The organism is Streptomyces kurssanovii (assembly GCF_040677245.1).
Lineage (GTDB): Bacteria > Actinomycetota > Actinomycetes > Streptomycetales > Streptomycetaceae > Streptomyces > Streptomyces kurssanovii.
This window is the reverse complement of sequence record NZ_JBFAQK010000009.1, coordinates 153,028-174,751: the sequence shown is the minus strand read 5'-3', so window position 1 is coordinate 174,751 and position 21,724 is coordinate 153,028. Positions and strand designations below refer to the sequence as shown.

The window sequence follows — 21,724 nt, the reverse complement described above, 5'->3', positions numbered from 1 at the left end:
GGGGCAGAGCCCCCGGAACACCGCGCGCAGCGCGGTGGCGGGTCCGGGCGGAGCCCGCCACGCGGCGGAGCCGCACATCGGTACAGCGGGAAGGGGCGGGTAGGGGAACAGCCGCCGCAGGCGCTACGCCGGCCCCGCGCCCGTCAAGCCGTCGGCGCCGTCTCCGGTGAGCCCGACTCCGGCGCCGCGTCACGCGCCGGCTTCGCCGCCGTCGCCTCCGCGGTCGCCGTGAGCGCCGACCAGCCTTCCGCCGGCACGGTGGACACTCCGCGCCACCACGGCACGGTGGGCACGGTCTCGGCCGTGGGTTCGAACGGTTCCCCGGGCCGCGGCAGCGCGATACGCGCTCCCGCCTCGGCCGCGGCCGCGACCGTGCCCTCGCCGGGCTCCGCCCACGGGTGCGGCGCCAGGTTGAACGTGCCCCAGTGGATCGGCAGCATCACACCGGACGGTGTGCCGCCCTGCAGGTCGAGATGGGCGCGCATACCTTCGGCCGGGGTCATGTGGATGTCGGGCCAGTACTCGGAGTACGCGCCGATCTGGATCATCGTCGCGTCGAACGGCCCGTGCTCGGCGCCGATGTCCTGGAAGCCGTTGAAGTACCCGGTGTCGCCGCTGTGGTAGATCCGGTGTTCGGGGCCGGCGACGGCCCAGGAGGCCCACAGGGTGTGCTGCTGGTTGCGCAGTCCGCGGCCGCAGAAGTGGCGTGCCGGGGTCGCGGTCAGCCGGATGCCGCCGATCTCCGTGGTCTCGTTCCAGTCGAGCTCGCGCAGGCGGTCCGGGGACACGCCCCAGCGTTCGAGGTGGGCGCCGACGCCGAGCGGCACGGCGAAGAGGGTGTCGGTCGAGGCCAGGGCGCGGACCGTGGGCAGGTCGAGGTGGTCGTAGTGGTCGTGGGAGATCACGACGACGTCGACACTGCCGAGGGCGGCGAGCGGCGCGGGCACCGGGTGCAGGCGCTTGGGTCCGGCGAAGGTGAAGGGGGAGCACCTCTCTCCCCAGACCGGGTCGAAGAGCACCCGGCGGCCGTCGATCTCGGCGAGGACGCTGGAATGCCCCATCCAGGTGAGCCGGAGCCCTGAGGCGGCGGGCCTGGTGAGGTCGGTGGCGGTGGTGGTGTGCAGCGGCACCGGGCGGGCCGGGACGCGGCGGGTCCTCGCCTCCTTGGCGAAGTACGTCCTGGCGAACTCCACCATGGAACCGCTGGACGGCCTCGTGCGCGTCCCTTCGGGGTTCTGGAAGACGCCGTCGGCGAAGTTGGGCGAGCTGTGGATGCGCGCCAGGCGCTCGCCGGCCGGGTCGGCCCCGAAGGCGGCAGGCCTCAGTGAGCGCAGCCGGGACCTCAGCGAGTGGGGGGAACCAGCGCCGGACACGGCACCTCCTGATGCTCGGGGTCATTCCATTATGTGCATTTCAAGACGGAAAGGAGCGGTCTGTGAGGCCGCCCTGACCCGGTCGGCCACCAGCCACTCCGTCATGACCAGCCAACGCCCGCCACGGTGCCGGTGTTCCTGAACGGTGCCCGTGTGGCCGGATCCGGTGCCGGTCCGTGTCACGTTTCCGGGCGTGCGCTCCGTCGTAGTGGTGACAGCACACGGCTTCCCCCATGAGGAGCACGTCATGGCCCGTATTTCCCTCGACCCGCGCCGCTCACTCTTCCTGCGCGCTGCCCAGTGGTACTCGAAGCGCGCCTACGGCAAGATCCTCGACCCGGTCCGCGCGCTGGGGCACAACCCCAGGGTGCTCCGGGCGGATCTGCGCTTCGAGATGGCGGTGGGCAGGTGGAACAAGCTCGACGCGGATCTCAAGGCGCTCGCGGTGATGGCCTCCGCCGCCTCGATCGGCTGCAGCTGGTGCATGGACTTCGGGCACTGGGAGAACAGGCAGCGCGGGATGGACGCCCGCAAGGTGCGCGATGTGCCCATGTGGCGGGAGAGCGACGCGTACACCCCGCTGGAACGGGACGTCATGGAGTTCGCGGAGGCCATGACGGCCAACCCGCCGGAGATCGACGACGATCTCGCCGGGCGGCTGGTCGCCGCGCTGGGCGAGGCGGCGTTCGTGGAGCTCACGGCGATGGTGGCGGTGGAGAACCTGCGGTCCAGGATGAACACCGCGCTCGGCCTGACCAGCCAGGGCTTCAAGGACCACTGCGAGATCCCGGCGCGGGAACAGGCCGCCGCGGGGGCCGCCGCCGGGGAGGTCCCCGCACGCTGACGGATGGCGGCGGCACCGGCCGGCGCACGGGGGCCGGCCGGTCGCAGAGGCCGCCTGAGGCAGCTCCTGTACAGGGCTGGACTTCATCCAAGATCAGCTGTGTACTGTGACGCCGTGGCCAGAGTTCGGTTGAGCGTGGCGGAGAGGCGCGAGGAGATCCTCGGCGCCGCCGTCGAGCAGATTGAGGTGCGGGGCGTGGCGGCCGTACGGATCGCCGACGTCGCCGACGCGCTGGGGGTGAGCAGCGCCCTGGTGCTCTACCACTTCTCCACCAAGGAGAAGCTGGTGGCGGCCGCCTTCACCTACGCCGCCGACGCGGATCTGGCCCATCTCCGCAGGCTTCTCGGGCGGCGTACCACCGCGCTGCGCCGGCTTCGCTCGGCGGTGCGCTGGTACGCCCCGACCGGGCAGGCCAAGGGCTGGCGGCTGTGGATCGACGCCTGGGCGGTCTCGCTGCGGGAGCCTGCCCTGCGGGACGTGTCCCGTGCGCTGGACCAGCAGTGGAAGTCCGCACTGACGGAGGTCATAGCCGAGGGGGCGGCCGCCGGCGAGTTCCCCTGCGAGGATCCCGCGGCGGCGGCCTGGCGGCTGACGGCGTTCCTCGACGGACTGGCCGTCCAGATGACGTCGTACGCGGGTTCGCTGTCCCGGGCGGCCATGCTCCAGTGGACCGACGAGGCCCTCGCCCGGGAGCTGGGCATCGACCACGCCGAGCTGACGGCCACGGCGCGCTGAGTCACCGGCCGCGCCCGGGGCGGTGACGGCGGACCGGGACGGCGACGGTGACGACGGCGAATCGGACGGCGAGACGGCGGCTCGGGACGGTGACGACGGCGGCTCGGTACGGCAACGGTGACAGTGACGACGGCGGCGCGCCTCAGGTCTGCCGCACCGGTTCGTAGACGGCGGCGTCCAGCCCGAACGTCCAGGCGACGCCCTCCTTCGCCGTGCGCGTCGTGGGCGGCACACGCAGCCAGTACGTCCGGTGCGAGCCGTCGGGCTCCGGCGTGGAGTTGACCACCTCGACCATCACCACGTCCTCGTCGTCCGCGAGCGCGATCCGCCACAGGATGCCGGTCTCGTCGCGGTGCACGGGCTCGGCGCCGGACTCCGCGAGATACCGGTCGTAGCCGTAGTACTCGAGCATCACGCGGCGCAGTTCCGCGTTCTCCTCGTCGCGTATCCGTTCCGGGGTCAGGGCCGTGAGCTCGCGGAGGAACTCGGCGGGCACGGGCATGCCGCGCCATGCGTAGAGGGCGAATCCGTCCGGGAACACGAGCGCGGGGCCTTCGCCGTTGTCGAGCCGGCCGGCCTCGTCGCGGTGCAGCCGGGCCGGCCGTTCGCAGATGACGACGGCGTTCTCGAAAGGCCACCACCAGCCGGCGTGCTCCGCGACCCGTGCCAGGCCGGTCAGTCGGTCGCTGCGGCCGTCGAAGGCGGCGAGCCACGCGGCGTCGTGCTGTCCGAGGACCGCGTCGAGCAGGACGCCCCGGATCCTCGTCTCCTCCGCGGCACGGTCGGCGGCGCCCTCCGGCGCCTTCTCGAGCAGCGCTTCCACGACGCCGGTGCGTATGCGCTCGGCCAGGGCGCGGGTGCTGTCCCACAGGAGCGCTCCCGTGCCGCTCCACAGCGAGGTCCAGCCCCCGGGTCCCAACTCGTCGTGGACGCGGCGCCGTTCGTCCGCCCAGGGGCGGGTACGCACCTCGTCGCGGACGGAGCGCCCCGGGGCCTGAAGCTTCTGGACGGCGTTCACGCCCGAGAGGGGCGAGTCCGCCCAGACGATCCGGTCGGGCGCGGTGAGCCCCGCCGCACGGTAGGCGAGCCGCACGCCCTCCTCCGCGGCGGACCGGTCCGCCGGTCCTGTCGCCGCCGCGATCGCCCGCCACTTGTCCGCATACTGCATGTGAAGTCCCGTCCCCTGTTGTCGTTCTGTCCGTCGTGCCCCGCCGCCTGCCGCCCGCCGCGGCTCAGTCTGCGACGATCCGCACCGCTCCCGGCAGGTACTCCCGCTGGCGCACGACCCGGTACCACCCCTTCGGCAGCGGTATCGCCGCGTGCTCCTCGTGCACCACCCGGCCCCCTTCCGGAAGGTGAAGGAGCATCGGGCCGAACGGCCCCGGCTCACGCACCAGTCGGCCGGGCCCCGTCACCGCGTGGGCATGGCCCGTGACCTCGCCGAGTGCGAGCACCATCCGGCCGCGTGCGTCCCGTGGCTCGCCCGGCGCGTCGGTCACGTGCGGTGGCACGGCGTGCTCCGCGACGGACACGATCAGGACGTCCCCCTGCCGGTACATGGCTCTCCCCTTCCCGCCGGCCGCCCACTGCGTCCGACCTGTTCCCGACGTTAAGGGGAGGGTCTGACAACGGCGGCGGGGCCGCCATCGCGGGCCCGGCCGCCCCGCGGGCGGAGTTGTCAGTGGCCCTTGGTAGAACTGCTCACACGTCAGCCGATCAAGCCGCACCGGTGTCTGGAGCCCGTCATGACCATCTCGAACCATCTGCAGGAGTGGTACGGCCTGCCCGCGTTCGACTTCCCCGACTCCGAGGCACAGTCCACGTCCGGGACCGCGCTGCCGGCGCCGGACGGTGTCGCCTGGCGGATCTCCGTCGACTCCTACGAGAGCGAGGAGGAGTGGGAGGAGGCGTTCGCCCGCTTCGCCGCGACGGTGGACACCACCCGGGTGCGCGCGCTGATCGTCGGCTCGTGGAGCGACGCGTACGACTCCGGTCCCGGAGAGGTCATCTCGGCGCTGCTCGGCGCGAAGGAGAAACTGCCGCGGCTGCGCGGGCTGTTCGTCGGCGACATCACGTTCGAGGAGTGCGAGATCTCCTGGATCAACCAGGGCGAGGTGACCCGGCTCCTCGACGGCTTCCCGCAGCTCGAGCACTTCGGTGTGCGCGGCGGCCAGGATCTGGTGTTCCCGGCGGTGAAGCACGAGCGGCTGGAGACCCTGGTCGTGGAGAGCGGCGGTCTGGACGTGGCCGTGGTCCGCGGTATCGCGGCGAGCGACCTGCCGGCGCTGGAGAATCTCGACCTCTGGCTCGGCACGTCGTGGTACGGCGCGAACGCGGACGTGTCGGACCTGGAGCCGTTCCTGTCGGGGACCAGGCTGCCGAGGCTGCGGTATCTGGCGCTCCGTAACAGCGAGATACAGGACGAGATCGCGGTGGCGTTCGCCGGCGCTCCGGTCGTGGCCCGCCTGGAGATGCTGGACCTGTCGATGGGCACCCTCGGCGACGACGGCGCGGAGGCGCTGTTGAACGGCCAGCCGCTGACGCACCTCAAAAAGCTCGATCTGCATCACCACTTCATGAGCGAGGCGATGGTGCAGCGCCTGTCCGACTCCCTCGTGCCCGCCGGGGTGGAGCTCGACGTCTCCGGGTCGGAGGGCAACGGTTCCGGCGACAGGGAAGACCGCTACACGGCCGTCGCCGAGTGACCGGCTCCGCCCGCCGTCCGTCCGGTCCTCCGCTCGCGGTCGTCGGCAATCCGGCCAATCGCCGTGTCGCCCTCTTCCAGGACGCGCTGTGCGGTGCCGGAGCGCCCGCCGCGCGGGTGGTGCCCTGGCTCGACGTCCTGCGCGGCCGGGCGGAGTTCCGTCCGGGCGAGCTGGTGCGGATCGACTCCCCTGGCGAGGACGCCGAGGTGGAGCGGGCGCTGCGCGGCGTCGACGACCCGACCCGTGTGGAGGGTTCGAAGCTGTGGTACGAGCGGTTCACCGCCGCCGTACGGGACATCGCGGTCCGGGCCGAGGCGGGCGGGGCACGGCTGCTCGACGATCCGGCGGAGCTCGCCGTGCTGTTCGACAAGCGGCTGTGCCATGGGGAGCTGCTCACGGCGGGCGTAGCGGTGCCCCGGTCACCGACCTCGGGAGCCGCCGCGCCCCCCGTGCGCGGCTGGGACGACGTGCGCTCGCTGATGGCGGCGACCGGCATGCGGCGGGTGTTCGTCAAACCGGCGCACGGCTCGTCCGCGTCCGGGGTGATGGCCCTCGAGACGGCGGGCGGGGGACGCGTGCAGGCCACCACGTCGGTCGAACGGGACGCGGAGGGACGCCTGTTCAACTCCCTGCGGGTGCGACGTTACGGCTCCGAACGCGAGGTCGCCTCGCTGGTCGACGCGCTCGCACCGGACGGCCTGCACATCGAGCGCTGGTTGCCGAAGGCCTCGCAGCACGGCCGGGTCGCCGATCTGCGGGTCGTGGTGGTGGCCGGCCGCGCCACCCATGCGGTGGTGCGGACCAGCCGCTCCCCCATGACGAATCTCCATCTGGGCGGCCTGCGCGGTGATCTCGCCGGGGCCCGTGCCGCGACGGAGGCGGCGGGCGGCAGTTGGGCCAAGGTCCTGGCGGTCTGTGAACGGGCCGCCGCCTGCTTCCCCGGCGTCTCCCGCGTCGGCGTCGATCTGCTGCCGGCGACGGGATGGCGGCGTTTCGCCGTCGGGGAGGTCAACGCCTTCGGGGATCTGCTCCCGGGGCTCACCGGACTCCCCGGCAGCGGCGCGGAAGGCCAGGACACTTATGCGGCGCAGGTCGCCGCCGTACTACGCGGGACGAGGAACCACCGAAGTGCAACACCCTGACATCACCGCCGGACGCGGCCGGGACGCCGCAGCCCCGTCCGGAACCCCCGACATGAACGAGGTCGTGGGGCGGGACGACCTGCTGCTCGTCACGCTCGACACCCTGCGTTTCGACGTCGCCGCCGAACTGGCTGCCGCCGGCCGGCTCCCGAACCTGGCCCGTCATCTCCCGGGCGGCGTCTGGGAGAAGCGGCACGCGCCCGGCAGCTTCACGTACGCCTCCCACCAGGCGATGTTCGCCGGGTTCCTGCCCACGCCGGCCGAACAGGGGCCCCATCCGAGGCTGTTCGCCGCCCGTTTCGCCGGCAGTGAGACCACCGCGGGACGCACGTTCGTCTTCGACACCCCCGACCTCGTCTCCGCCCTGGCCGGGGCCGGCTACCGCACCGTATGCGTCGGCGGAGTCGGATTCTTCAACAAGCAGGGCCCGCTCGGGTCCGTGCTGCCGGGGATGTTCCAGGAGAGCCACTGGGAGCCCTCGTTCTCCGTCGCCTCACCGACGTCCTTCGAGGCGCAGGTGGAACGGGCGGAGCAGGTCGTGGCCTCCCTGCCGCGCGAGCGCAGGCTGTTCCTGTTCGTCAACGTGCCCTCCCTGCACCAGCCCAACTGGTTCCACCTGCCGGGAGCGACCCGGGACGACGGTGACTCCCGGGAGACGCACGCCGCGGCGCTCGAGTACGTCGACCGTCACATCGGGCGGCTGTTCGCCGCCGCGAGCAGCCGCCGCAGGTGTTTCGCGATCGTCTGCTCCGACCACGGCACGGCGTACGGCGACGGTGGTTTCACCGGCCACCGCCTCGGCCACGAGGCCGTCTGGACCGTCCCCTACGCCCACTTCTTCCTTGAGGCCTCCGCATGAGCACCCCCGCGTCGCGCCCCGTGACAGCCCCGGCGACAGCCCTCTCCGGCCCCGGCTCTCCGCGCCCGTACCAGAGCTACGTCTACGCCTATCCGCACAAGACGGCCTACCGGCCCCTCGAGGACCGGCCGGCGCTGCGCGCACTGTGGGCACGGGAGCCCAAGGACGCTCTCTCGCTGTATCTGCACATTCCGTTCTGCGAGGTCCGGTGCGGTTTCTGCAACCTGTTCACCAGGATCGGCGCCCCTGACGAGCTGACCGGGCGCTACCTCGACGCACTCGACCGCCAGGCGGTCGCCGTGCGCGAGGCCCTCGGGGACGGCACCCCGGTGCGGTTCGCGGCGGCCGCGTTCGGCGGCGGCACGCCGACGTTCCTGACGGCCGCGGAACTGGAGCGGCTCTGCGACATCGCGGAGAAGCGGATGGGCGCCGACCTGACCGCGGTGCCGTTGTCGGTGGAGACGTCGCCCGCCACGGCGACCGCGGACCGGCTGGCCGTGCTCGCCGAACGCGGCACGACCAGGGTCAGCATCGGCGTGCAGAGTTTCGTCGACGCGGAGGCGAGGGCCGCGGTGCGACCGCAGCGCCGTGCCGATGTGGAGGCCGCCCTCGGACGGATACGGGAGGCGGGGATCCCCGTCCTCAACATCGACCTCATCTACGGCATCGACGGTCAGACCGAACGAACGTGGCTCTCGTCGCTCGACGCCGCCCTCGGCTGGGAGCCGGAGGAGCTGTATCTCTACCCGCTCTACGTGCGCCCGCTGACCGGTCTGGGCCGGCTGGGCGCGGCGGGCGACGCCGCCTGGGACGAGCAGCGGCTGCGTCTGTACCGCGCGGGCCGCGACCATCTCCTCGCCCGCGGGTACGAGCAGGTGTCCATGCGGATGTTCCGCCGCAGGGGCGCGCCCCCCTCGGCCTCCGACGACCACGCCTGCCAGACGGACGGCATGATCGGTCTGGGCTGTGGCGCCCGCTCCTACACCTCGGCCCTCCACTACTCCTTCGACTACGCCGTCGACATGGGCCAGATACGCCGCATCATCGACGACTTCACGACGACGGAGGACTTCTCCCGGGCGGAGGTGGGCCGGCGGGTCGACGAGGACGAGGCACGCCGCCGGCACCTGCTCCAGTCGCTGCTCCAGGCCGAGGGGATGGACGTGGCCGGCTACCGCGAGCGGTTCGGCGTGGTTCCCGCCGGCCATTTCTCCGCGGAGCTGGAGCGGTTCGCCGCCCGCGGCTGGCTCGACACGGCCGCCGCGCCCGGGCGGCTGAGGCTGTCGCCGGAAGGGCTCGCTCATTCGGACGCCCTGGGCCCCGAGCTGTTCTCGCCCGCGGTCCGGGCGGCCATGGCCTCGTACGAGCTGAAGTGAGCGGGTCCATGGATCTGACCGTGCTGTACCGGGGCCCGTTGTCGTCCTGCGACTACGACTGCCCCTACTGTCCGTTCGCGAAGCGCCGCGACAGCCGGGAGCAGCTGCGCGCGGACCGTGCCGCGCTGGAGCGCTTCGCGGGGTGGGCCGCCGCGCAGACCGGAGACCGGCTGTCGGTCCTGTTCACGCCGTGGGGAGAGGGCCTGGTCCGCTCCTGGTACCGGCGGACGCTGACGGAGTTGTCGCACGTGCCGCACATCCGCCGGGTCGCGATCCAGACGAATCTGAGCTGCCGGACCGACTGGCTGGCGGAGGCGTCTCCGGAGACCCTCGCCCTGTGGTGCACGTACCATCCCGGCCAGACGCCTTATGACCGGTTCATCAGCAAATGTCGGGATCTGATACGGCGGGAGATCCGTTTCAGCGTGGGCATCGTCGGCTTCCCCGGCCATCTCGAGGAGGCGCGCAGGCTCCGCGCCGACCTGCCCGGCCATGTCTATCTGTGGGTGAACGCGCCCGAGGGACACGAGCTCTCCGACGCGGAGGCACAGGCCTGGACGGAGCTGGATCCGCTCTTCCCCTACAGCCGCCACCCGCACCGTTCCGCGGGCCTGCCGTGCCGCACGGGCGAGAGCGTCGTCTCGGTGGACGGCGAGGGGACCGTGCGCCGCTGCCACTTCGTCCGCGCGGAGCTCGGCAATCTCTACGACGGCTCGTACCGCCGCGCACTGCGCCCCCGGGCCTGCCCCCTCGCCGTGTGCGACTGCCACATCGGGTACGTCCACCTGGAGACGCTGCCGCTGTACGACGTCTTCGCCGGCGGAGTCCTCGAACGGATCCCGTCGCCGACTCCCCCGGCGTCCCCGTCCGCCCCTCCTCGGCCAGGACCGGTCCGGCCGTTCAGGTGACCGGTCGGGGCCCATGTCGTCGCCCCGCACCCACATCGGTGCGCCGCCGGGCCGCTCCGCGCGGAGCATGGAGTAGTCGGCCGGTTCGACCCGTACGGGGTCGCCGTGGACCTCAGAGCGGCAGCAGGTCGGGGCGCTTGGCCTCCACATGATCACCGGAGCTCTCGCCGCGGAGCCGTCGCCCGATCCAGGGCACCAGATACTCGCGTGCCCACTGGATGTCGTCCCGGCGCACCTCGAACGTCCCTCGCGGGGGCAGCGGCGGCCACGGCTGATCGGGATCGGCGGGCACCTCGATCCCGAGGACCTGTGCGGCGCGCAGCGCGACCCTGGTGTGCCCCTCGGGTGACAGGTGGAGCCGGTCGGCGTCCCAAGCACGCCGGTCCTGGACGGACTTGAGCGACCACAGGTCCAGCACGGGGCAGTCGTACCGGTCGGCGATGGCCCGTACGTGGGCGGTGTACGTGGCGATCTTGCCGCGCAGATGCCGCAGGACCGGCACGTCCCGGGTGTCGAAACCGGTGGTCACCATGACGGTGCCGACGGAACCGGCGAGGTCGGCCACCGCGCGTTCGAAGCGTTCCGCGACGTCGTCGGGGTCGGAGCCGGGCCGGATGATGTCGTTGCCGCCGGCGCAGAAGGTCACCAGGTCCGGCGCGAGCTCGCGTGCCCTCGGCACCTGCTCCTCGACGATCTGGTCGAGGAGGCGGCCGCGCACGGCGAGGTTGGCGTACCGGAAGGAGTGCTCCGGCATCCGGTCGGCGAGCAGGACGGCGAACCGGTCCGCCCATCCGACGAATCTCCCGTCGGGGCCCGGGTCCCCCACGCCCTCGGTGAAGCTGTCACCGATCGCCGCGTACGACCCGAATGCGCCACTGTTCTCTGTTCTCGAATCGTCTGCCACGGGAGCACATCTTTCCTGCATGGATGTGACCTACGCGACCGTAAGGAGGGGTTGACGCGCCGTGATCTTTACCACCCGTCACGTTTCGGCCACACCGGAATACGCGGAAGCCCCCGCTCCACCTGAAGCGGAACGGGGACTTGCCGGCGAACGGCGTGCGGCGGGACGGCTCAGAGGGAGACGCCGTGCTCGCGCAGGTAGGCCAGCGGGTCGATGTCCGAACCGTAGGAGGGGCCGGTGCGGACCTCGAAGTGCAGGTGCGGACCGGAGGAGTTGCCGGTCGAACCGGACAGCCCGATCTGCTGACCACCGGTCACCGACTGGCCGCTGGAGACGGCGAGCGAGGAGAGGTGGGCGTACTGGGAGTAGGTGCCGTCCGTGTGCTGGATGACGACCTCGTTGCCGTACGCACCACCCCAGCCGGCGGAGACGACGGTACCCGCGCCGATGGCCTTGACGGAGCTGCCGGAGGCGGCGGCGAAGTCGACACCGGTGTGGTAACCGCTGGACCACATGGCACCGGAGGCCCGGTACTGGGTGGTGACGCCCGCGTCCACGGGGGCGCTGAAGCCGGAACCGGACGAAGCGGGCGCGGCCTCCTTGGCGGGAGCCTTCGCCTGCGGAGCCTCGGCCTCCGGCGCGGCGGACCGCGAGTCGTCGCGCGACGGGCGGGTCTGCGACTCGGAACGGGGCTCCGGGTCGTTCTTCGCCTTGTTCTTCGCGCCGATCGTCAGCTCCAGACCCGGGTGGATCAGCGACGGGTCGGCACCGATGACACGGCGGTTGTCGTTGAAGAGCTGCTTCCAGCCTCCGCGGACGTCCTGCTCCTCGGCGATCTTCGACAGGTAGTCCCCGGCGACGACCGTGTACGCCTTCGGGGCCTTCTTGGCGGCCGGGGCGGCCGCAGGCGCGGAGGCCGGAGCAGCGGCGGTCTTCTCCGTCACGGCCGGGGCCGCCGCCGGGGCGGCGTTGGCCGTGGTGGCGCCGAACAGCGGGAGCGCGATGGCGGCGCCACCCGTACCGGCGACGACGAAGCCGCGGGTGATCGGGTTGGTCTTGGGACGGCGGTGCTTACCCTTCGCGGGCATGGCGCATTCCTCTCCGGCGCCTACGAGGTGAGCTGTCGGGTTCGGGCTGGAGATGCCCGGTCGCGCACTTGGTGCGACTTCACCCCAAGCCGTCCGGATTATCCGGATACGGCGTACTACCTGGGTCCCCCGCTCCTGCCACGCGTGGATAGGTTCGAATTCCGGGCGGCGGCAGGATTAGGCGGTCCGTCCGGATTGAGCGTGACCGTAGGCGAGTCGGGCAGCGTGGGACAAGCCGCGATTTTCCACGATCAATGACCGCAGCCCCGCCCCCTGCGGATTCCCGGTCACCCTCCGTCGACAAGAGAGGGCCAATCACCTTGCCGGCAACGGAATTCACCTCAGCACCCCGGCCACGGAACGTCACGGATATGACGCTGCTCACGAGCCGGAACCCATCTCCCCTTGTTACGGGGCACGTTATGCGCAACCCGCCATTTCGGACAGAAGCAGCATTTAGACATCTAGTCCCGCACTTGCCCATCAAATCCCGCCACCCTTGCCCCACTTCGCCGCCTGGTGACGAGAGCCGTGAGACCGGTCACTTCCAGCTGCCCGGCCAGGGGCTCCTTCCCGTCTCCTTCCCCCTCGCCTTCCACGCGGCCGCCGTTTCCGTCACCGTCGGCCGCCGGGCCCGTTTCGCAATTCCCGCCGGTCCCTTACCGGTAAGGCGAATTGAGGCCGGTGATCACATTCGCCGTAGCCGGATCACCTTGGCGTCGAAATCGCCCTTCAGCCCGGTGTGAATTCCATGGTGAAGCAGCACCCCGCCCTGGTGGACCGTTCCGGTGTCCACGCACACGTAGGCCGCCGTCGCCTCGATGCCGCGCAGCCGGAGCGCCGGCGGCCGCTCGCCGTAGCGCTGGGCCTGGAGCAGCGCGAGCACCACCGTCTCCTCGCCCCGTACGTACTGCACGGCGCTGAGACCCCCCTCGGGGGCCCGCAGCCGGTACAGCTCGCCGTGCTGGACCAGCGGCCTGATCTCCTTGTAGAGCCGGACCCAGTCGCGTGCCTCTGCCAGCTCCGCCTCGCTCCATGCCGCGAGGTCTCCCCCGACGCCCAGCACCCCGGCCATGGCGCTCACGAACCGGAAGCGCAGACTGCTGCGGCGACCGTTGAGCTGGACGTTGGGGCTGTCGGTGACCCAGGCCGCCATGACCCGGGCCGGGTGCAGCTGGCTGAAGCCGTGCTGGACGGCCAGCCGGTCCAGCGGGTCCGTGTTGTCCGATGTCCACACCTGGTCGGTGCGGGCGAGGACCCCCAGATCGATCCTGCCGCCCCCACCGGAGCAGGACTCGAAGGCGACCGTGGGATGCGCCGCCCGCAGCCGGTCCAGCAGGCCGTAGAAGCCTTCGACGTGCTCGGTCCAGAGCTTCTGCGGGTACGGCTCCCCGGGCCAGCCCGCATCGGTGAAGCAGCGGTTGAAGTCCCACTTCACGTAGTCGACGGGCGTGCCCGAGAGCAGTGTGTCGAGCTGCTGCCACAGGTACGCCCGTACGTCTTCGCGCGCGAGGTTGAGCACCAGCTGGTTGCGGAACTCGGTTCTCGTCCGCCCCGGATGGTGCTGGACCCAGTCGGGGTGCGCCCGGTAGAGGTCACTGTCCTCGTTGACCATCTCCGGCTCCACCCAGATGCCGAACTGCATACCGAGCGCGTGGACTTCGGCGGCCAGCGGTCCCAGCCCCTCGGGGAAGCGGTCCGGGTTCGGCGTCCAGTCGCCGAGCCCGGACCGGTCGCCGGTGCGCTGCCCGAACCAGCCGTCGTCCACGACGAACAGCTCGACCCCCATCGCGGCGGCCCGCCGGGCGAGCGCCGACTGCTGCCGCTGCGAGATGTCGAAGCCGGTGGCCTCCCACGAGTTGTAGAGCACCGGCCGCACCCGGTCGGCGCCGGGAATCACGTGGGCCATCTGCCATGCGTGCCACGCCCTGCTCGCCCCGCCGAAGCCCCCCTCGCTCCGGAGTCCGGCGAAGACGGGTGAGGTGTACGTCCCGCCCGGGGCGAGCCGCAGGAGCCCCGAGTCGTCGTGTCCCGCCCCTCCGGTGATCTGTACGGCCCCGTCCGGCAGCCGCTGCACGGAGATCCGCCACGATCCGGACCAGCCGAGGGCGCAGCCGTACACCTCGCCGTGCTCCTCGGTGGCGCCTTCCGCGTCCAGGGCCACCCAGGGCAGGTGCTGGTGACCGGTGTGACCGCGCCGGCTGCCGATCGCCGTCTCCCCGTACGGGAGCGTGTCGCGCACGAGGCGCGACTCGGCGGCCCAGCGGCCGTGCAGCTGGGAGAGCCGCCATCCCTCCCGCAGCGGCAGCGTCCAGGCGGCGGCATCGGCCCGCAGCAGTTCGAGGTCCGGCCCGGTGCCCTCGTGGGCGACGGTGACCCAGCGTTCGATCACATCGCTGTCGTCGCGCATGCGGTAGTGGAGAGTCAGGCCCAGGCCCACCAGCTCGTCACGGAAACGCAGCCTCAGCTCGTCGTCCTCGGCGGTCCAGCCGGCGAAGGCCCATTGCGTGCCCCGGACGCCCTCGGTCCTGACCGACAGTGCCGGGCGCACGAAGCGCGGGCCGCCTTCGACGGGGTACTCCTCGCGGCCGTCGAGCGGCGACTCGAAGGGACGGTACGGCGGTGGACCCTCGGCCGCGAGGGCCTCCGCGGCGGCGGCCGTGATGCGCCCGCCCCAGTGGAGGTGCACCACCTCGTCCGTGTCGGTGAGGTGGAGGGCGTAGCTGCTCGCGGGACCGGAGAGGACCCAGGTACGCCCTTTGCCAACGTTCTCGATCATCTGACCCCTCGGATACTCACAGGTCCGCACAGGCCCGCACATCATCCGCCGGGGGGACCGCGGTGGCAACGGCGCACAGGGGTGGCCGGCCACCGTGCGGGACGGCCAGGATGATTGGCCGTTGAACGTGTGTCGTATGGTCGAGGCCGCGCCATCGCCCGGCGAACAGCGCCGGCGACTGTCCTCCGAAGGAGTCCCCGTGACGCAGCAGCTGCCGCAGGTCCCCTCTACTGAGCCCGAGCTGACCGGGGTCCGTAACTTCCGGGACGTGGGCGGCCTGCCGACGACGGACGGGCGGCGGGTGCGGCCCGGCAGGCTCTTCCGCAGCGGCCACCTGGCACACGCGACGGCGGCCGACGCCGCGTTCCTGTCGACCCTGGGCCTCCACACGGTCTTCGACTTCCGCAACGCGGCGGACCAGAGGCTCGAGGGTCCGGACATCGATCTGCCCGGGGTGCGCAACGTGAATCTGCCGCTGAGCGATCCCGCGGACGGCGCGGAGTTCTGGAAGATGGTCCGGGACGGGAATCTGGACGAGCTGAAGTCGATCCTCGCGGACGGCAAGGGCGCCGGACGGATGATCGCGTCGTACCGGATGATCATCAAGGAGCGGACGGCGGAGCACAGCCGGGTGCTGCACGCCCTGGCCGAGGACAGCGTCCCCGCCCTGATGCACTGCGCCGCGGGCAAGGACCGCGCCGGCCTCTCGATAGCGGTGTCGCTGCTCGCCGTCGGCGTGGAGCGCGACGCCATCGAGGCGGACTACCTCAAGTCCAACGACCCGCACCGCCGTTACAAGGTCCGGCGCAGTGGCAACGGTCCTGACGCGATGTCACCTGAAGTGATGGAGCTGCTCAGCCCGCTCTTCGACGCCCGTGCCGAGTACCTGGCCGCGGCCTTCGACGCGATCGAGGAGAACTGGGGCACGACGGAGCGCTACCTCACCGAGGGCCTGCGGCTGTCCCCGCAGACCCGTGAGCGTCTGCGGGACCGGCTGCTCGAGCAGGGCTGAGGCCCGCCTGTCACTGGTTCTGGCCGCCCACCAGGAACAGGAGGTAGAGGAACCCGGCGATGACGTGGCCGGCGATGAGGTAGGCGAAGAGCCGGATCACCAGTCCGCGGGGGAAGCGCTCCTCGCGCGGGCTCTCGTCGCCGGTGGTGCGCTTGTCCAAGGGGTCGTACGACATGCGGAACACGTTCCTCACCGGTCGGGGACGGGGTGCAGTTCGGGGGCCTGCAGCAGGGTGTGCACGAACAGTATTTCCGCCCCCTCGGGGCCGGCTGCCGCGATGCGGTGCGGGGTGAGCGAGTCGAAGTGCGCGCTGTCACCGGCGGCCAGCTCGTGGACGGCGTCCCCGAGGCCGAGCCGCAGCCGCCCGCTCACGACGTGGAGCCACTCCTCGCCGGGATGCACCCGTACGAGGTCGCCCTGCACACCGTGCGGCACGAACACACGCAGCGCCTGCATGGCCCGTCCCGGGTTGCCGGCCTGGTGGTAGTCCCAGCCGGCCGCCGCCACGGGCTCGCGGTCGCGGCCGCGGATGACCGGATCGCGTTCGGCGGGCTGTTCGCCGAGCAGCTCGGCGACCGTCGTACCGTAGATGCGGGCGAGGGCGAGGAGCATGGGCAGCGAAGGCTGCCGCTGCCCCGTCTCGAGCCGGGAGAGATGGGCGGGCGAGAGGCCCGCCCGCTGGGCGGCGACCTCGAGGGTGAGTCCACGACGGCGGCGCAGGTCGCGCAGCCGGGGCGCCATGTCGGGCAGCCCCTCGTCCGTCGGCTCGGCAGAGGTGGTCATGCCTCCATTGGGCCAGAGTATTGCCTGTGAGGCAAATTCCTTTGCCTCACAGGCAAAAGGGCCGGTCAGCGGTTGGCGACCGCCTGCTTCATCAAGGTCTTGCCGAAGTCCCACATCAGACCGCCCCCGCCGTGCGCGTCCTCCATCACGGCTTCGAACGCGCCGACGAAACGGTCGACCTCCGCCTCCCCGATGATCAGCGGCGGGATCAGCTTGATCACCTCCATGTGGTCCCCGGAGACCTGGGTGAGGATCCGGTGCCTCTGGAGCAGCGGCACGACCACCATCTGCGCGAACAGCCCTTTCCGGGCCGCCTGGAGAACGGTCCAGCGACTGCGCAGCTTGATCGACTCCGGTCGCCCGAACTCGATGCCGATCATCAGCCCGCGACCGCGCACGGCGTGCAGCAGCTCGTACCGGTCGACGAGCGACGCCAGGCGGGCCCGCAGCAGCTCGCCCGTCACCCGCGCGTTCTTCACGATGTGCTCGTTCTCCAGCACCGACAGCACGGCGAGCCCCGCCGCCATCGCCTGGGCGTTGGAGCCGAAGCTCGCGGAGTGCACCAGGACCCGGTCCATCGACGAGTAGACCTTCTTGAAGATCCAGTCCCTGCCGAGCGTCGCGCCGACGGGCACATAGCCTCCGGACAGCGCCTTGGCCACGCAGACGAGGTCGGGCTCGACACCCGCCTCGTACTGGAAGGCGTAGAAGTCTCCGGTGCGCCCGAGGCCCGTCTGGACCTCGTCCGCGATCAGCAGCGCCTTGTACTTGTGCAGCAGCTCCTGGGCGCCCCGCAGGAATCCGGGGGGTGTCGGATGGACGCCCTTGCCCTGGACCGGTTCGACGATGAACGCGGCCACGTCGCCGCGCACCAGCTCGCGCTCCAGTGCGCCGAGATCGCCCATGGCGACGGCGGTGTCCGGCAGCAGCGGGGAGAAGCCGTCGCGGAACCCGTCCTCGCCGTTGACCGAGAGCGCGCCGGTCGTCAGCCCGTGGAAGGCGTGCGTGCAGTACAGGATCCTGGGCCGGCCCGTCACGTACCGGGCGAACTTCAGCGCCGCTTCGACGGCCTCCGCCCCGCTGTTGCCGAAGTACACCCGGTCCAGGTGCGGGGTGTGCTCGAGCAGCTTCTCCGCCAGCAGCCCGGGCAGCGGCTGGCAGTCGAACCGGACCAGGTCGGCGAGCGAGGCGTCGATGACGTCGTGCAGCGCCTTGTTCACGACGGGGTGGTGCCGGCCGAGGCCCATCACCCCGAAACCGGCGAGCATGTCGAGGTAGTCGTTGCCCTCGGTGTCGTAGAAGTAGGCCCCCTCCGCCCGGTCGTAGACCTTGTCGAACCCGATGGTGCGCAGCATGCGCGGCAGTTGGTGGTTGAGGTACCGGGCGTGCAGCTCGTAGCGCTCGTCACCGCGCCGCGCCAGCAGTTCCGCCAGATCGAAGCTCTTGGGCTGCTCGGTCATTGCTCGGCTCTCCTGGTCCAGAGTGTCGGTCGGTCACATGCCGGTCACCGGGTCCCGGAGACCGTCTCGCGGGCGGCCCGGAGCGATTCCTTGAGCGACCCCATGGTGGCGAGGACCGCGGTGGGCTCGTAGCCGCAGTGGGCCATGCAGTTGGCGCAGCGCGGGTCCTTGCCGCGACCGTACTTGTCCCAGTCGGTGTCCTCGACGAGCTCGCGGTAGGTGGGGACGTAGCCGTCGCTCATCAGGTAGCAGGGGCGCTGCCAGCCGAAGAGGGAGTAGTTGGGGATCGCCCACGCGGTGCAGGGGAAGTCGGCCCTGCCCTCGAGGAAGTCCAGGAAGAGCGGAGAGTGGTTGAGCCTCCAGCGTCGCCGGTTGCCGCCGGCGAAGGCCTTCCTGAACAGTTCCCTGGTCTGCTCGACGCCGAGGAAGTGCTCCTGGTCGGGCGCCTTCTCGTAGGCGTAGGCGGGCGAGATCATCATCTCGTCGACCTTGAGGTCGTCGTTGAGGTAGTTCAGGACCTCGATGACCGTCTGCGGGGTGTCGGTGTTGAAGAAGGTCGAGTTGGTGGTGACCCGGAAGCCGCGGCGCTTGGCTTCCTTGATCGCCGCGACCGCCTCGTCGAACACGCCCTCCTTGGCGACCGATTCGTCGTGCCGCTCCCGCAGTCCGTCGATGTGCACGGCGAAGGCGAAGTACGGGGAGGGCGTGAACTTCTCGATCTTCTTGCGGAGCAGAACGGCGTTGGTGCAGAGGAACACGTACTTCCGGCGGGCCACCAGCTGACGCACGATCTCGTCGATCTGGGGGTGCATCAGCGGCTCACCGCCGGCGATCGAGACCATCGGGGCACCGGACTCCAGTACCGCGCCGACCGCCTGCGCCACCGGCATCCGCTGCTTGAGCACCCCGGCGGGGTGCTGGATCTTGCCGCAGCCCTCGCACGCGAGGTTGCACGCGTAGAGCGGTTCGAGTTCGACGATCAGAGGGAACTTGTCGCGCTTGCGGAGCTTCTGTTCGAAGAGATAGGTCCCGACCCTGACGGTCTGGCGGAGCGGCATGGCCATCTGGCTCACCTCCTGGGGAGCAGCAAAGAACGGTGCCATTCAAGAAATGCGGGCATTACGGCACGAAGAACACGGAAGGCTGATATTCCACCGCGAAGTGTGCCGATACGTACCAGTTCATGTTCCGGGGCGTCCACGACCACCCGGACGGCCGCAACGGGACGCGGCCCGGTCTCCATGGCGCTGTTCAGGGTCGCCGCGGACTCCATGTCCGCCGCGATCGCGCCGGCCGCGAGCAGTTCCGCACGCTCGTGGCCGCGCACGACGTGATCGACGCCGGTCAGCGGGCCCCGGTGCACCGTGTGCCCGGGGACCGCCCTGGCCACGGCCTTCACCAGCAGGTCCGTGTCGGTGCAGGAGGTGGAGAGCCCGCCGAGCCGGGCCTCCTCCACGACCACGAGGTCTCCCGGGTGCATGCCCGGGGCGAGCCCCGCGCAGAAGCCGGACGCCACGACCGCCGCCTCCCGGAAGGGCTCGGTGCCGCACGCGGCGCGCACGGCACGGCCGGCGTTCGCCGGCCCCATGCCGGTGCGCAGGACGGTCGCGCCGCTCCCGCGGCGCCGGTCACCGGCCCGCAGCGCGAACTTCTCGATGCCGAGCGCGCAGGCGATCAGCAGCGGGACGGCCGGCTCCTGTGGGTCCCCCATCAGCCCCCCTCACGGGCGGCCGCACGGCCCACGGGCGGTTCCCCGTGGAGGAAGCGGCCGAGCGCGGTGAGGGGGAAGACCTGCCGGTACAGGTGGTAGTTGATCGAGAAGTCCCAGGGGAAGCCGGTACCCGTGAAGTACGGCTCGTCCCAGGAACCGTCCGGCCGCTGGGTCCGCGCCAGGTAGGTGACACCCCGCTCGACGGCCTTGCTCTCCCGCTCACCCGCCGACAGCAGGGCCAGCAGCGCCCAGCCGGTCTGGGAGGCCGTGGAGGCACCCCGGCCGATCGACTGCTCCTCCCGGTAGGAGCGCAGGTCCTCGCCCCAGCCGCCGTCCTCGTTCTGGACGGACTCGAGCCAGCTGACCGCCCGGCGGACCGCCGGATGGGAGGCGGGCAGCCCCGCGGCGATCAGGGCGGGGACCACCGCCCCCGTGCCGTACACGTAGTTGACTCCCCAGCGGCCGAACCAGGCACCACTGGCCTCCTGTTCCTCCAGCAGCCACCGCACGCCGCGCCGGGTGCGCGGGTCGCCGGCCATGCCCTCGTGGGCGAGCATCTCGACGACGTGCGCGGTGACGTCCGCCGACGGCGGGTCGATGACCTCGCCGAAGTCGCAGAACGGCAGCCGGTTCGGGAACGGGCTGGTGTTGTCGGCGTCGAACGCTCCCCAGGCCCCGTTCCGTGACTGCATGCCGAGGTTCCAGCGCGTGCCGCGGGCCACGGCCGCCTCTACCCGCTCCGGGTCCGGATGCTTCACCCGCCGCAGGGCGAGGACCACCTCGGCCGTGTCGTCGATGTCGGGGTAGTTGTCGTTGTGGAACTCGAACGCCCAGCCGCCGGGACCGAGTCCGGGCCTGCGCACCGACCAGTCGCCGGGCCGCACGATCTGCTCGCTCAGCATCCAGTCCGCCGCCTTCACCAGTGCGGGGTGGTCGGCGGGCAGACCGGCGTCGGCGAGGGCGATGGTGGCGAGGCAGGTGTCCCAGACCGGGGACTGGCAGGCCTCGATCATCCGTACGGGGAGTCCGTCCTCCTCGTGGTGGACGGCGAAGCGGTCCAGCGACTCGAGTCCCGCCCGCATGACCGGGTGCTCGAGGTCGTAGCCGAGCAGATGCAGGGCGATCACCGAGTACACGGCCGGCGGCTGGATGCCGCCCCAGCAGCCGTCGTTCTCCTGCCGCTCGATGATCCAGCGGGCAGCGGCGTTCATGGCCGCCCGGCGCAGCCGGCGGGGCGCCACCTTGTGGTAGTGGTGCAGCGCCTTGTCGGCGCGCTGGAAGAAGCCGTCCCAGCTGGCCGCGGGGGCGAACCGCCTCTGCGGGTTGGGCCTCTCCGGGTCGGTGTGCAGCTCGTCGAGGGCGAACGGCGCGGGCCGTACCGGCCGCTTCGCGGAGACGACGGTCAGGGGCACGATGGTCTGCCGCGCCCAGCAGCCGAAGTCGTAGATGTTCAGCGGGAACCACTTGGGCAGGAGGACCAGCTCCGGCGGCAGCTCGGGCAGGTCGTCCCACTTCCACCAGCCGAACAGGGCGAGCCAGATCCGGGTGAAGACCCGGGCCGCCGCGATGCCGCCCCTGCTCCTGACCCAGGAGGCGGCTCGCTGCATGTGCGGGTCGTCCGGGCGGTCGCCCGCCAGCCGCAGGGCCACGTACGCCTCGATGGTGGTGGAGAGTTCGCCCGGGCCGCCGTAGAAGGTCGCCCACGTGCCGTCGTCCCGCTGCCGCCCGCGGATGAAACGGGCGGAGGCCTCTACGGTCGCCGCGTCCTGGATGCCGAGGAACTGCCGCAGCAGCAGGTCCTCCGCGTCCATGGTCACGTTGGTCTCGAGGTCGCCCTTCCACCACCCCTGGGCGTCCTGCCGTGCGAGCAGATGCTCGACGGCCCGTTCCGCGGCACGTCCGGCCGCTTCCCGTACGTCGGTGCCCGGCGCGGTGGTCCGGGCGGCGGTCGTCGTGGTCGTGTCGCCGGCAGTGGCAGCACCGGCCCGGACGGGCCCGCTGCTTCCGTCGGTCGTCGCTGTCATTGGTTCCCCTTCGTTGCAGTG

Annotated in this window: 20 protein-coding genes and 1 riboswitch; of the genes, 8 read left to right on the top strand and 12 right to left on the bottom strand. The window is 71.4% G+C overall.

The annotated features are described in order from the left end of the window. Window positions 1-143 precede the first annotated feature (143 nt). Window positions 144-1,373 (bottom strand): MBL fold metallo-hydrolase, encoded by a 1,230-nt coding sequence (locus AB0K36_RS10420; RefSeq protein ID WP_364591079.1) that lies wholly within the window; start codon window positions 1,371-1,373, stop codon window positions 144-146. A gap of 247 nt (window positions 1,374-1,620) precedes the next feature. On the opposite strand from AB0K36_RS10420, the gene AB0K36_RS10415 reads away from it, so the two are divergent. After that, window positions 1,621-2,217: a carboxymuconolactone decarboxylase family protein gene (locus tag AB0K36_RS10415; RefSeq protein ID WP_364591076.1), complete on the top strand. Its 597-nt coding sequence runs from the start codon at window positions 1,621-1,623 to the stop codon at window positions 2,215-2,217. 114 nt (window positions 2,218-2,331) lie between these two features. Next, the gene (locus AB0K36_RS10410; protein WP_189465010.1) at window positions 2,332-2,952 is read left to right on the top strand and encodes a TetR/AcrR family transcriptional regulator; all 621 of its coding nucleotides are present in this window, start codon (window positions 2,332-2,334) and stop codon (window positions 2,950-2,952) included. A 142-nt stretch (window positions 2,953-3,094) separates the two neighbouring features. On the opposite strand, the gene AB0K36_RS10405 is transcribed toward AB0K36_RS10410, so the two are convergent. Then, entirely contained in the window at window positions 3,095-4,120 is a 1,026-nt protein-coding gene (locus AB0K36_RS10405; protein ID WP_364591073.1) for a DUF6745 domain-containing protein, read from the bottom strand. 64 nt (window positions 4,121-4,184) lie between these two features. Beyond that, window positions 4,185-4,511 (bottom strand): DUF8820 family protein, encoded by a 327-nt coding sequence (locus AB0K36_RS10400; RefSeq protein ID WP_005308854.1) that lies wholly within the window; start codon window positions 4,509-4,511, stop codon window positions 4,185-4,187. Between the two features lie 186 nt (window positions 4,512-4,697). On the opposite strand from AB0K36_RS10400, the gene AB0K36_RS10395 reads away from it, so the two are divergent. Genes AB0K36_RS10395 through AB0K36_RS10375 form a run of 5 tightly spaced genes read left to right on the top strand, consistent with a single transcriptional unit; the run spans window position 4,698 to window position 9,942 of the window. After that, complete coding sequence (locus AB0K36_RS10395; protein ID WP_364591070.1) at window positions 4,698-5,657, top strand: STM4015 family protein; 960 nt, start codon at window positions 4,698-4,700, stop codon at window positions 5,655-5,657. Beyond that, a complete protein-coding gene (locus AB0K36_RS10390) occupies window positions 5,654-6,799 on the top strand; it encodes an STM4014 family protein (RefSeq protein ID WP_364591067.1) in 1,146 nt (381 codons plus the stop codon). The genes AB0K36_RS10395 and AB0K36_RS10390 overlap by 4 nt, the downstream gene beginning before the upstream one ends. A gap of 52 nt (window positions 6,800-6,851) precedes the next feature. Then, complete coding sequence (locus AB0K36_RS10385; RefSeq protein ID WP_364591109.1) at window positions 6,852-7,658, top strand: STM4013/SEN3800 family hydrolase; 807 nt, start codon at window positions 6,852-6,854, stop codon at window positions 7,656-7,658. Further along, the gene (locus AB0K36_RS10380; RefSeq protein ID WP_364591064.1) at window positions 7,655-9,034 is read left to right on the top strand and encodes an STM4012 family radical SAM protein; all 1,380 of its coding nucleotides are present in this window, start codon (window positions 7,655-7,657) and stop codon (window positions 9,032-9,034) included. Before AB0K36_RS10385 ends, AB0K36_RS10380 begins: the two co-directional genes overlap by 4 nt. Before the next feature lie 8 nt (window positions 9,035-9,042). Next, window positions 9,043-9,942, top strand: a complete 900-nt coding sequence (locus AB0K36_RS10375) for an STM4011 family radical SAM protein (protein ID WP_364591061.1) — start codon at window positions 9,043-9,045, stop codon at window positions 9,940-9,942. A gap of 112 nt (window positions 9,943-10,054) precedes the next feature. Here AB0K36_RS10375 and AB0K36_RS10370 read toward each other — a convergent pair whose 3' ends face one another. From AB0K36_RS10370 to AB0K36_RS10360, 3 genes are all read right to left on the bottom strand, one after another. Then, entirely contained in the window at window positions 10,055-10,846 is a 792-nt protein-coding gene (locus tag AB0K36_RS10370) for an SGNH/GDSL hydrolase family protein (RefSeq protein WP_435877826.1), read from the bottom strand. A gap of 170 nt (window positions 10,847-11,016) precedes the next feature. Further along, entirely contained in the window at window positions 11,017-11,934 is a 918-nt protein-coding gene (locus AB0K36_RS10365) for a M23 family metallopeptidase (protein ID WP_364591057.1), read from the bottom strand. 2 nt (window positions 11,935-11,936) lie between these two features. Then, window positions 11,937-12,112, bottom strand: a riboswitch (cyclic di-AMP (ydaO/yuaA leader). Between the two features lie 510 nt (window positions 12,113-12,622). Further along, the gene (locus AB0K36_RS10360) at window positions 12,623-14,713 is read right to left on the bottom strand and encodes an alpha-galactosidase (RefSeq protein WP_364591055.1); all 2,091 of its coding nucleotides are present in this window, start codon (window positions 14,711-14,713) and stop codon (window positions 12,623-12,625) included. Between the two features lie 199 nt (window positions 14,714-14,912). Here AB0K36_RS10360 and AB0K36_RS10355 point away from each other — a divergent pair, with 199 nt between their 5' ends. After that, complete coding sequence (locus tag AB0K36_RS10355) at window positions 14,913-15,725, top strand: tyrosine-protein phosphatase (RefSeq protein ID WP_364591053.1); 813 nt, start codon at window positions 14,913-14,915, stop codon at window positions 15,723-15,725. A 10-nt stretch (window positions 15,726-15,735) separates the two neighbouring features. Here the strand turns inward: AB0K36_RS10355 and AB0K36_RS10350 are convergent, their stop codons facing one another. The 6 genes from AB0K36_RS10350 to shc all read right to left on the bottom strand — a co-directional run bounded on the left by AB0K36_RS10350 (window position 15,736) and on the right by shc (window position 21,703). Beyond that, the gene (locus tag AB0K36_RS10350) at window positions 15,736-15,900 is read right to left on the bottom strand and encodes a DUF6126 family protein (RefSeq protein WP_189464988.1); all 165 of its coding nucleotides are present in this window, start codon (window positions 15,898-15,900) and stop codon (window positions 15,736-15,738) included. A 14-nt stretch (window positions 15,901-15,914) separates the two neighbouring features. Then, on the bottom strand, window positions 15,915-16,508 hold the full coding sequence (locus tag AB0K36_RS10345) for a helix-turn-helix domain-containing protein (RefSeq protein ID WP_364591049.1): 594 nt from the start codon (window positions 16,506-16,508) through the stop codon (window positions 15,915-15,917). Between the two features lie 65 nt (window positions 16,509-16,573). Beyond that, complete coding sequence (locus AB0K36_RS10340; protein ID WP_364591046.1) at window positions 16,574-17,968, bottom strand: aspartate aminotransferase family protein; 1,395 nt, start codon at window positions 17,966-17,968, stop codon at window positions 16,574-16,576. Between the two features lie 44 nt (window positions 17,969-18,012). Next, window positions 18,013-19,032, bottom strand: coding sequence for an adenosyl-hopene transferase HpnH (gene hpnH, locus AB0K36_RS10335; protein ID WP_364591043.1), 1,020 nt, complete (start codon window positions 19,030-19,032; stop codon window positions 18,013-18,015). A 5-nt stretch (window positions 19,033-19,037) separates the two neighbouring features. After that, on the bottom strand, window positions 19,038-19,679 hold the full coding sequence (locus AB0K36_RS10330; RefSeq protein WP_364591040.1) for a phosphorylase family protein: 642 nt from the start codon (window positions 19,677-19,679) through the stop codon (window positions 19,038-19,040). Beyond that, on the bottom strand, window positions 19,679-21,703 hold the full coding sequence (gene shc / locus AB0K36_RS10325) for a squalene--hopene cyclase (RefSeq protein ID WP_364591037.1): 2,025 nt from the start codon (window positions 21,701-21,703) through the stop codon (window positions 19,679-19,681). The genes AB0K36_RS10330 and shc overlap by 1 nt, the downstream gene beginning before the upstream one ends. Window positions 21,704-21,724: the final 21 nt, after the last annotated feature.

Coding starts and splice junctions, on each gene's coding strand:
- AB0K36_RS10360 (WP_364591055.1), bottom strand. CDS start 14,713: ATGATCGAGAACGTTGGCAAAGGGCGTACCTGGGTCCTCTCCGGTCCC.
- AB0K36_RS10350 (WP_189464988.1), bottom strand. CDS start 15,900: ATGTCGTACGACCCCTTGGACAAGCGCACCACCGGCGACGAGAGCCCG.
- AB0K36_RS10400 (WP_005308854.1), bottom strand. CDS start 4,511: ATGTACCGGCAGGGGGACGTCCTGATCGTGTCCGTCGCGGAGCACGCC.
- AB0K36_RS10365 (WP_364591057.1), bottom strand. CDS start 11,934: ATGCCCGCGAAGGGTAAGCACCGCCGTCCCAAGACCAACCCGATCACC.
- AB0K36_RS10340 (WP_364591046.1), bottom strand. CDS start 17,968: ATGACCGAGCAGCCCAAGAGCTTCGATCTGGCGGAACTGCTGGCGCGG.
- AB0K36_RS10385 (WP_364591109.1), top strand. CDS start 6,852: ATGAACGAGGTCGTGGGGCGGGACGACCTGCTGCTCGTCACGCTCGAC.
- AB0K36_RS10415 (WP_364591076.1), top strand. CDS start 1,621: ATGGCCCGTATTTCCCTCGACCCGCGCCGCTCACTCTTCCTGCGCGCT.
- AB0K36_RS10330 (WP_364591040.1), bottom strand. CDS start 19,679: ATGGGGGACCCACAGGAGCCGGCCGTCCCGCTGCTGATCGCCTGCGCG.
- AB0K36_RS10405 (WP_364591073.1), bottom strand. CDS start 4,120: ATGCAGTATGCGGACAAGTGGCGGGCGATCGCGGCGGCGACAGGACCG.
- AB0K36_RS10345 (WP_364591049.1), bottom strand. CDS start 16,508: ATGACCACCTCTGCCGAGCCGACGGACGAGGGGCTGCCCGACATGGCG.
- shc (WP_364591037.1), bottom strand. CDS start 21,703: ATGACAGCGACGACCGACGGAAGCAGCGGGCCCGTCCGGGCCGGTGCT.
- AB0K36_RS10380 (WP_364591064.1), top strand. CDS start 7,655: ATGAGCACCCCCGCGTCGCGCCCCGTGACAGCCCCGGCGACAGCCCTC.
- hpnH (WP_364591043.1), bottom strand. CDS start 19,032: ATGGCCATGCCGCTCCGCCAGACCGTCAGGGTCGGGACCTATCTCTTC.
- AB0K36_RS10395 (WP_364591070.1), top strand. CDS start 4,698: ATGACCATCTCGAACCATCTGCAGGAGTGGTACGGCCTGCCCGCGTTC.
- AB0K36_RS10375 (WP_364591061.1), top strand. CDS start 9,043: ATGGATCTGACCGTGCTGTACCGGGGCCCGTTGTCGTCCTGCGACTAC.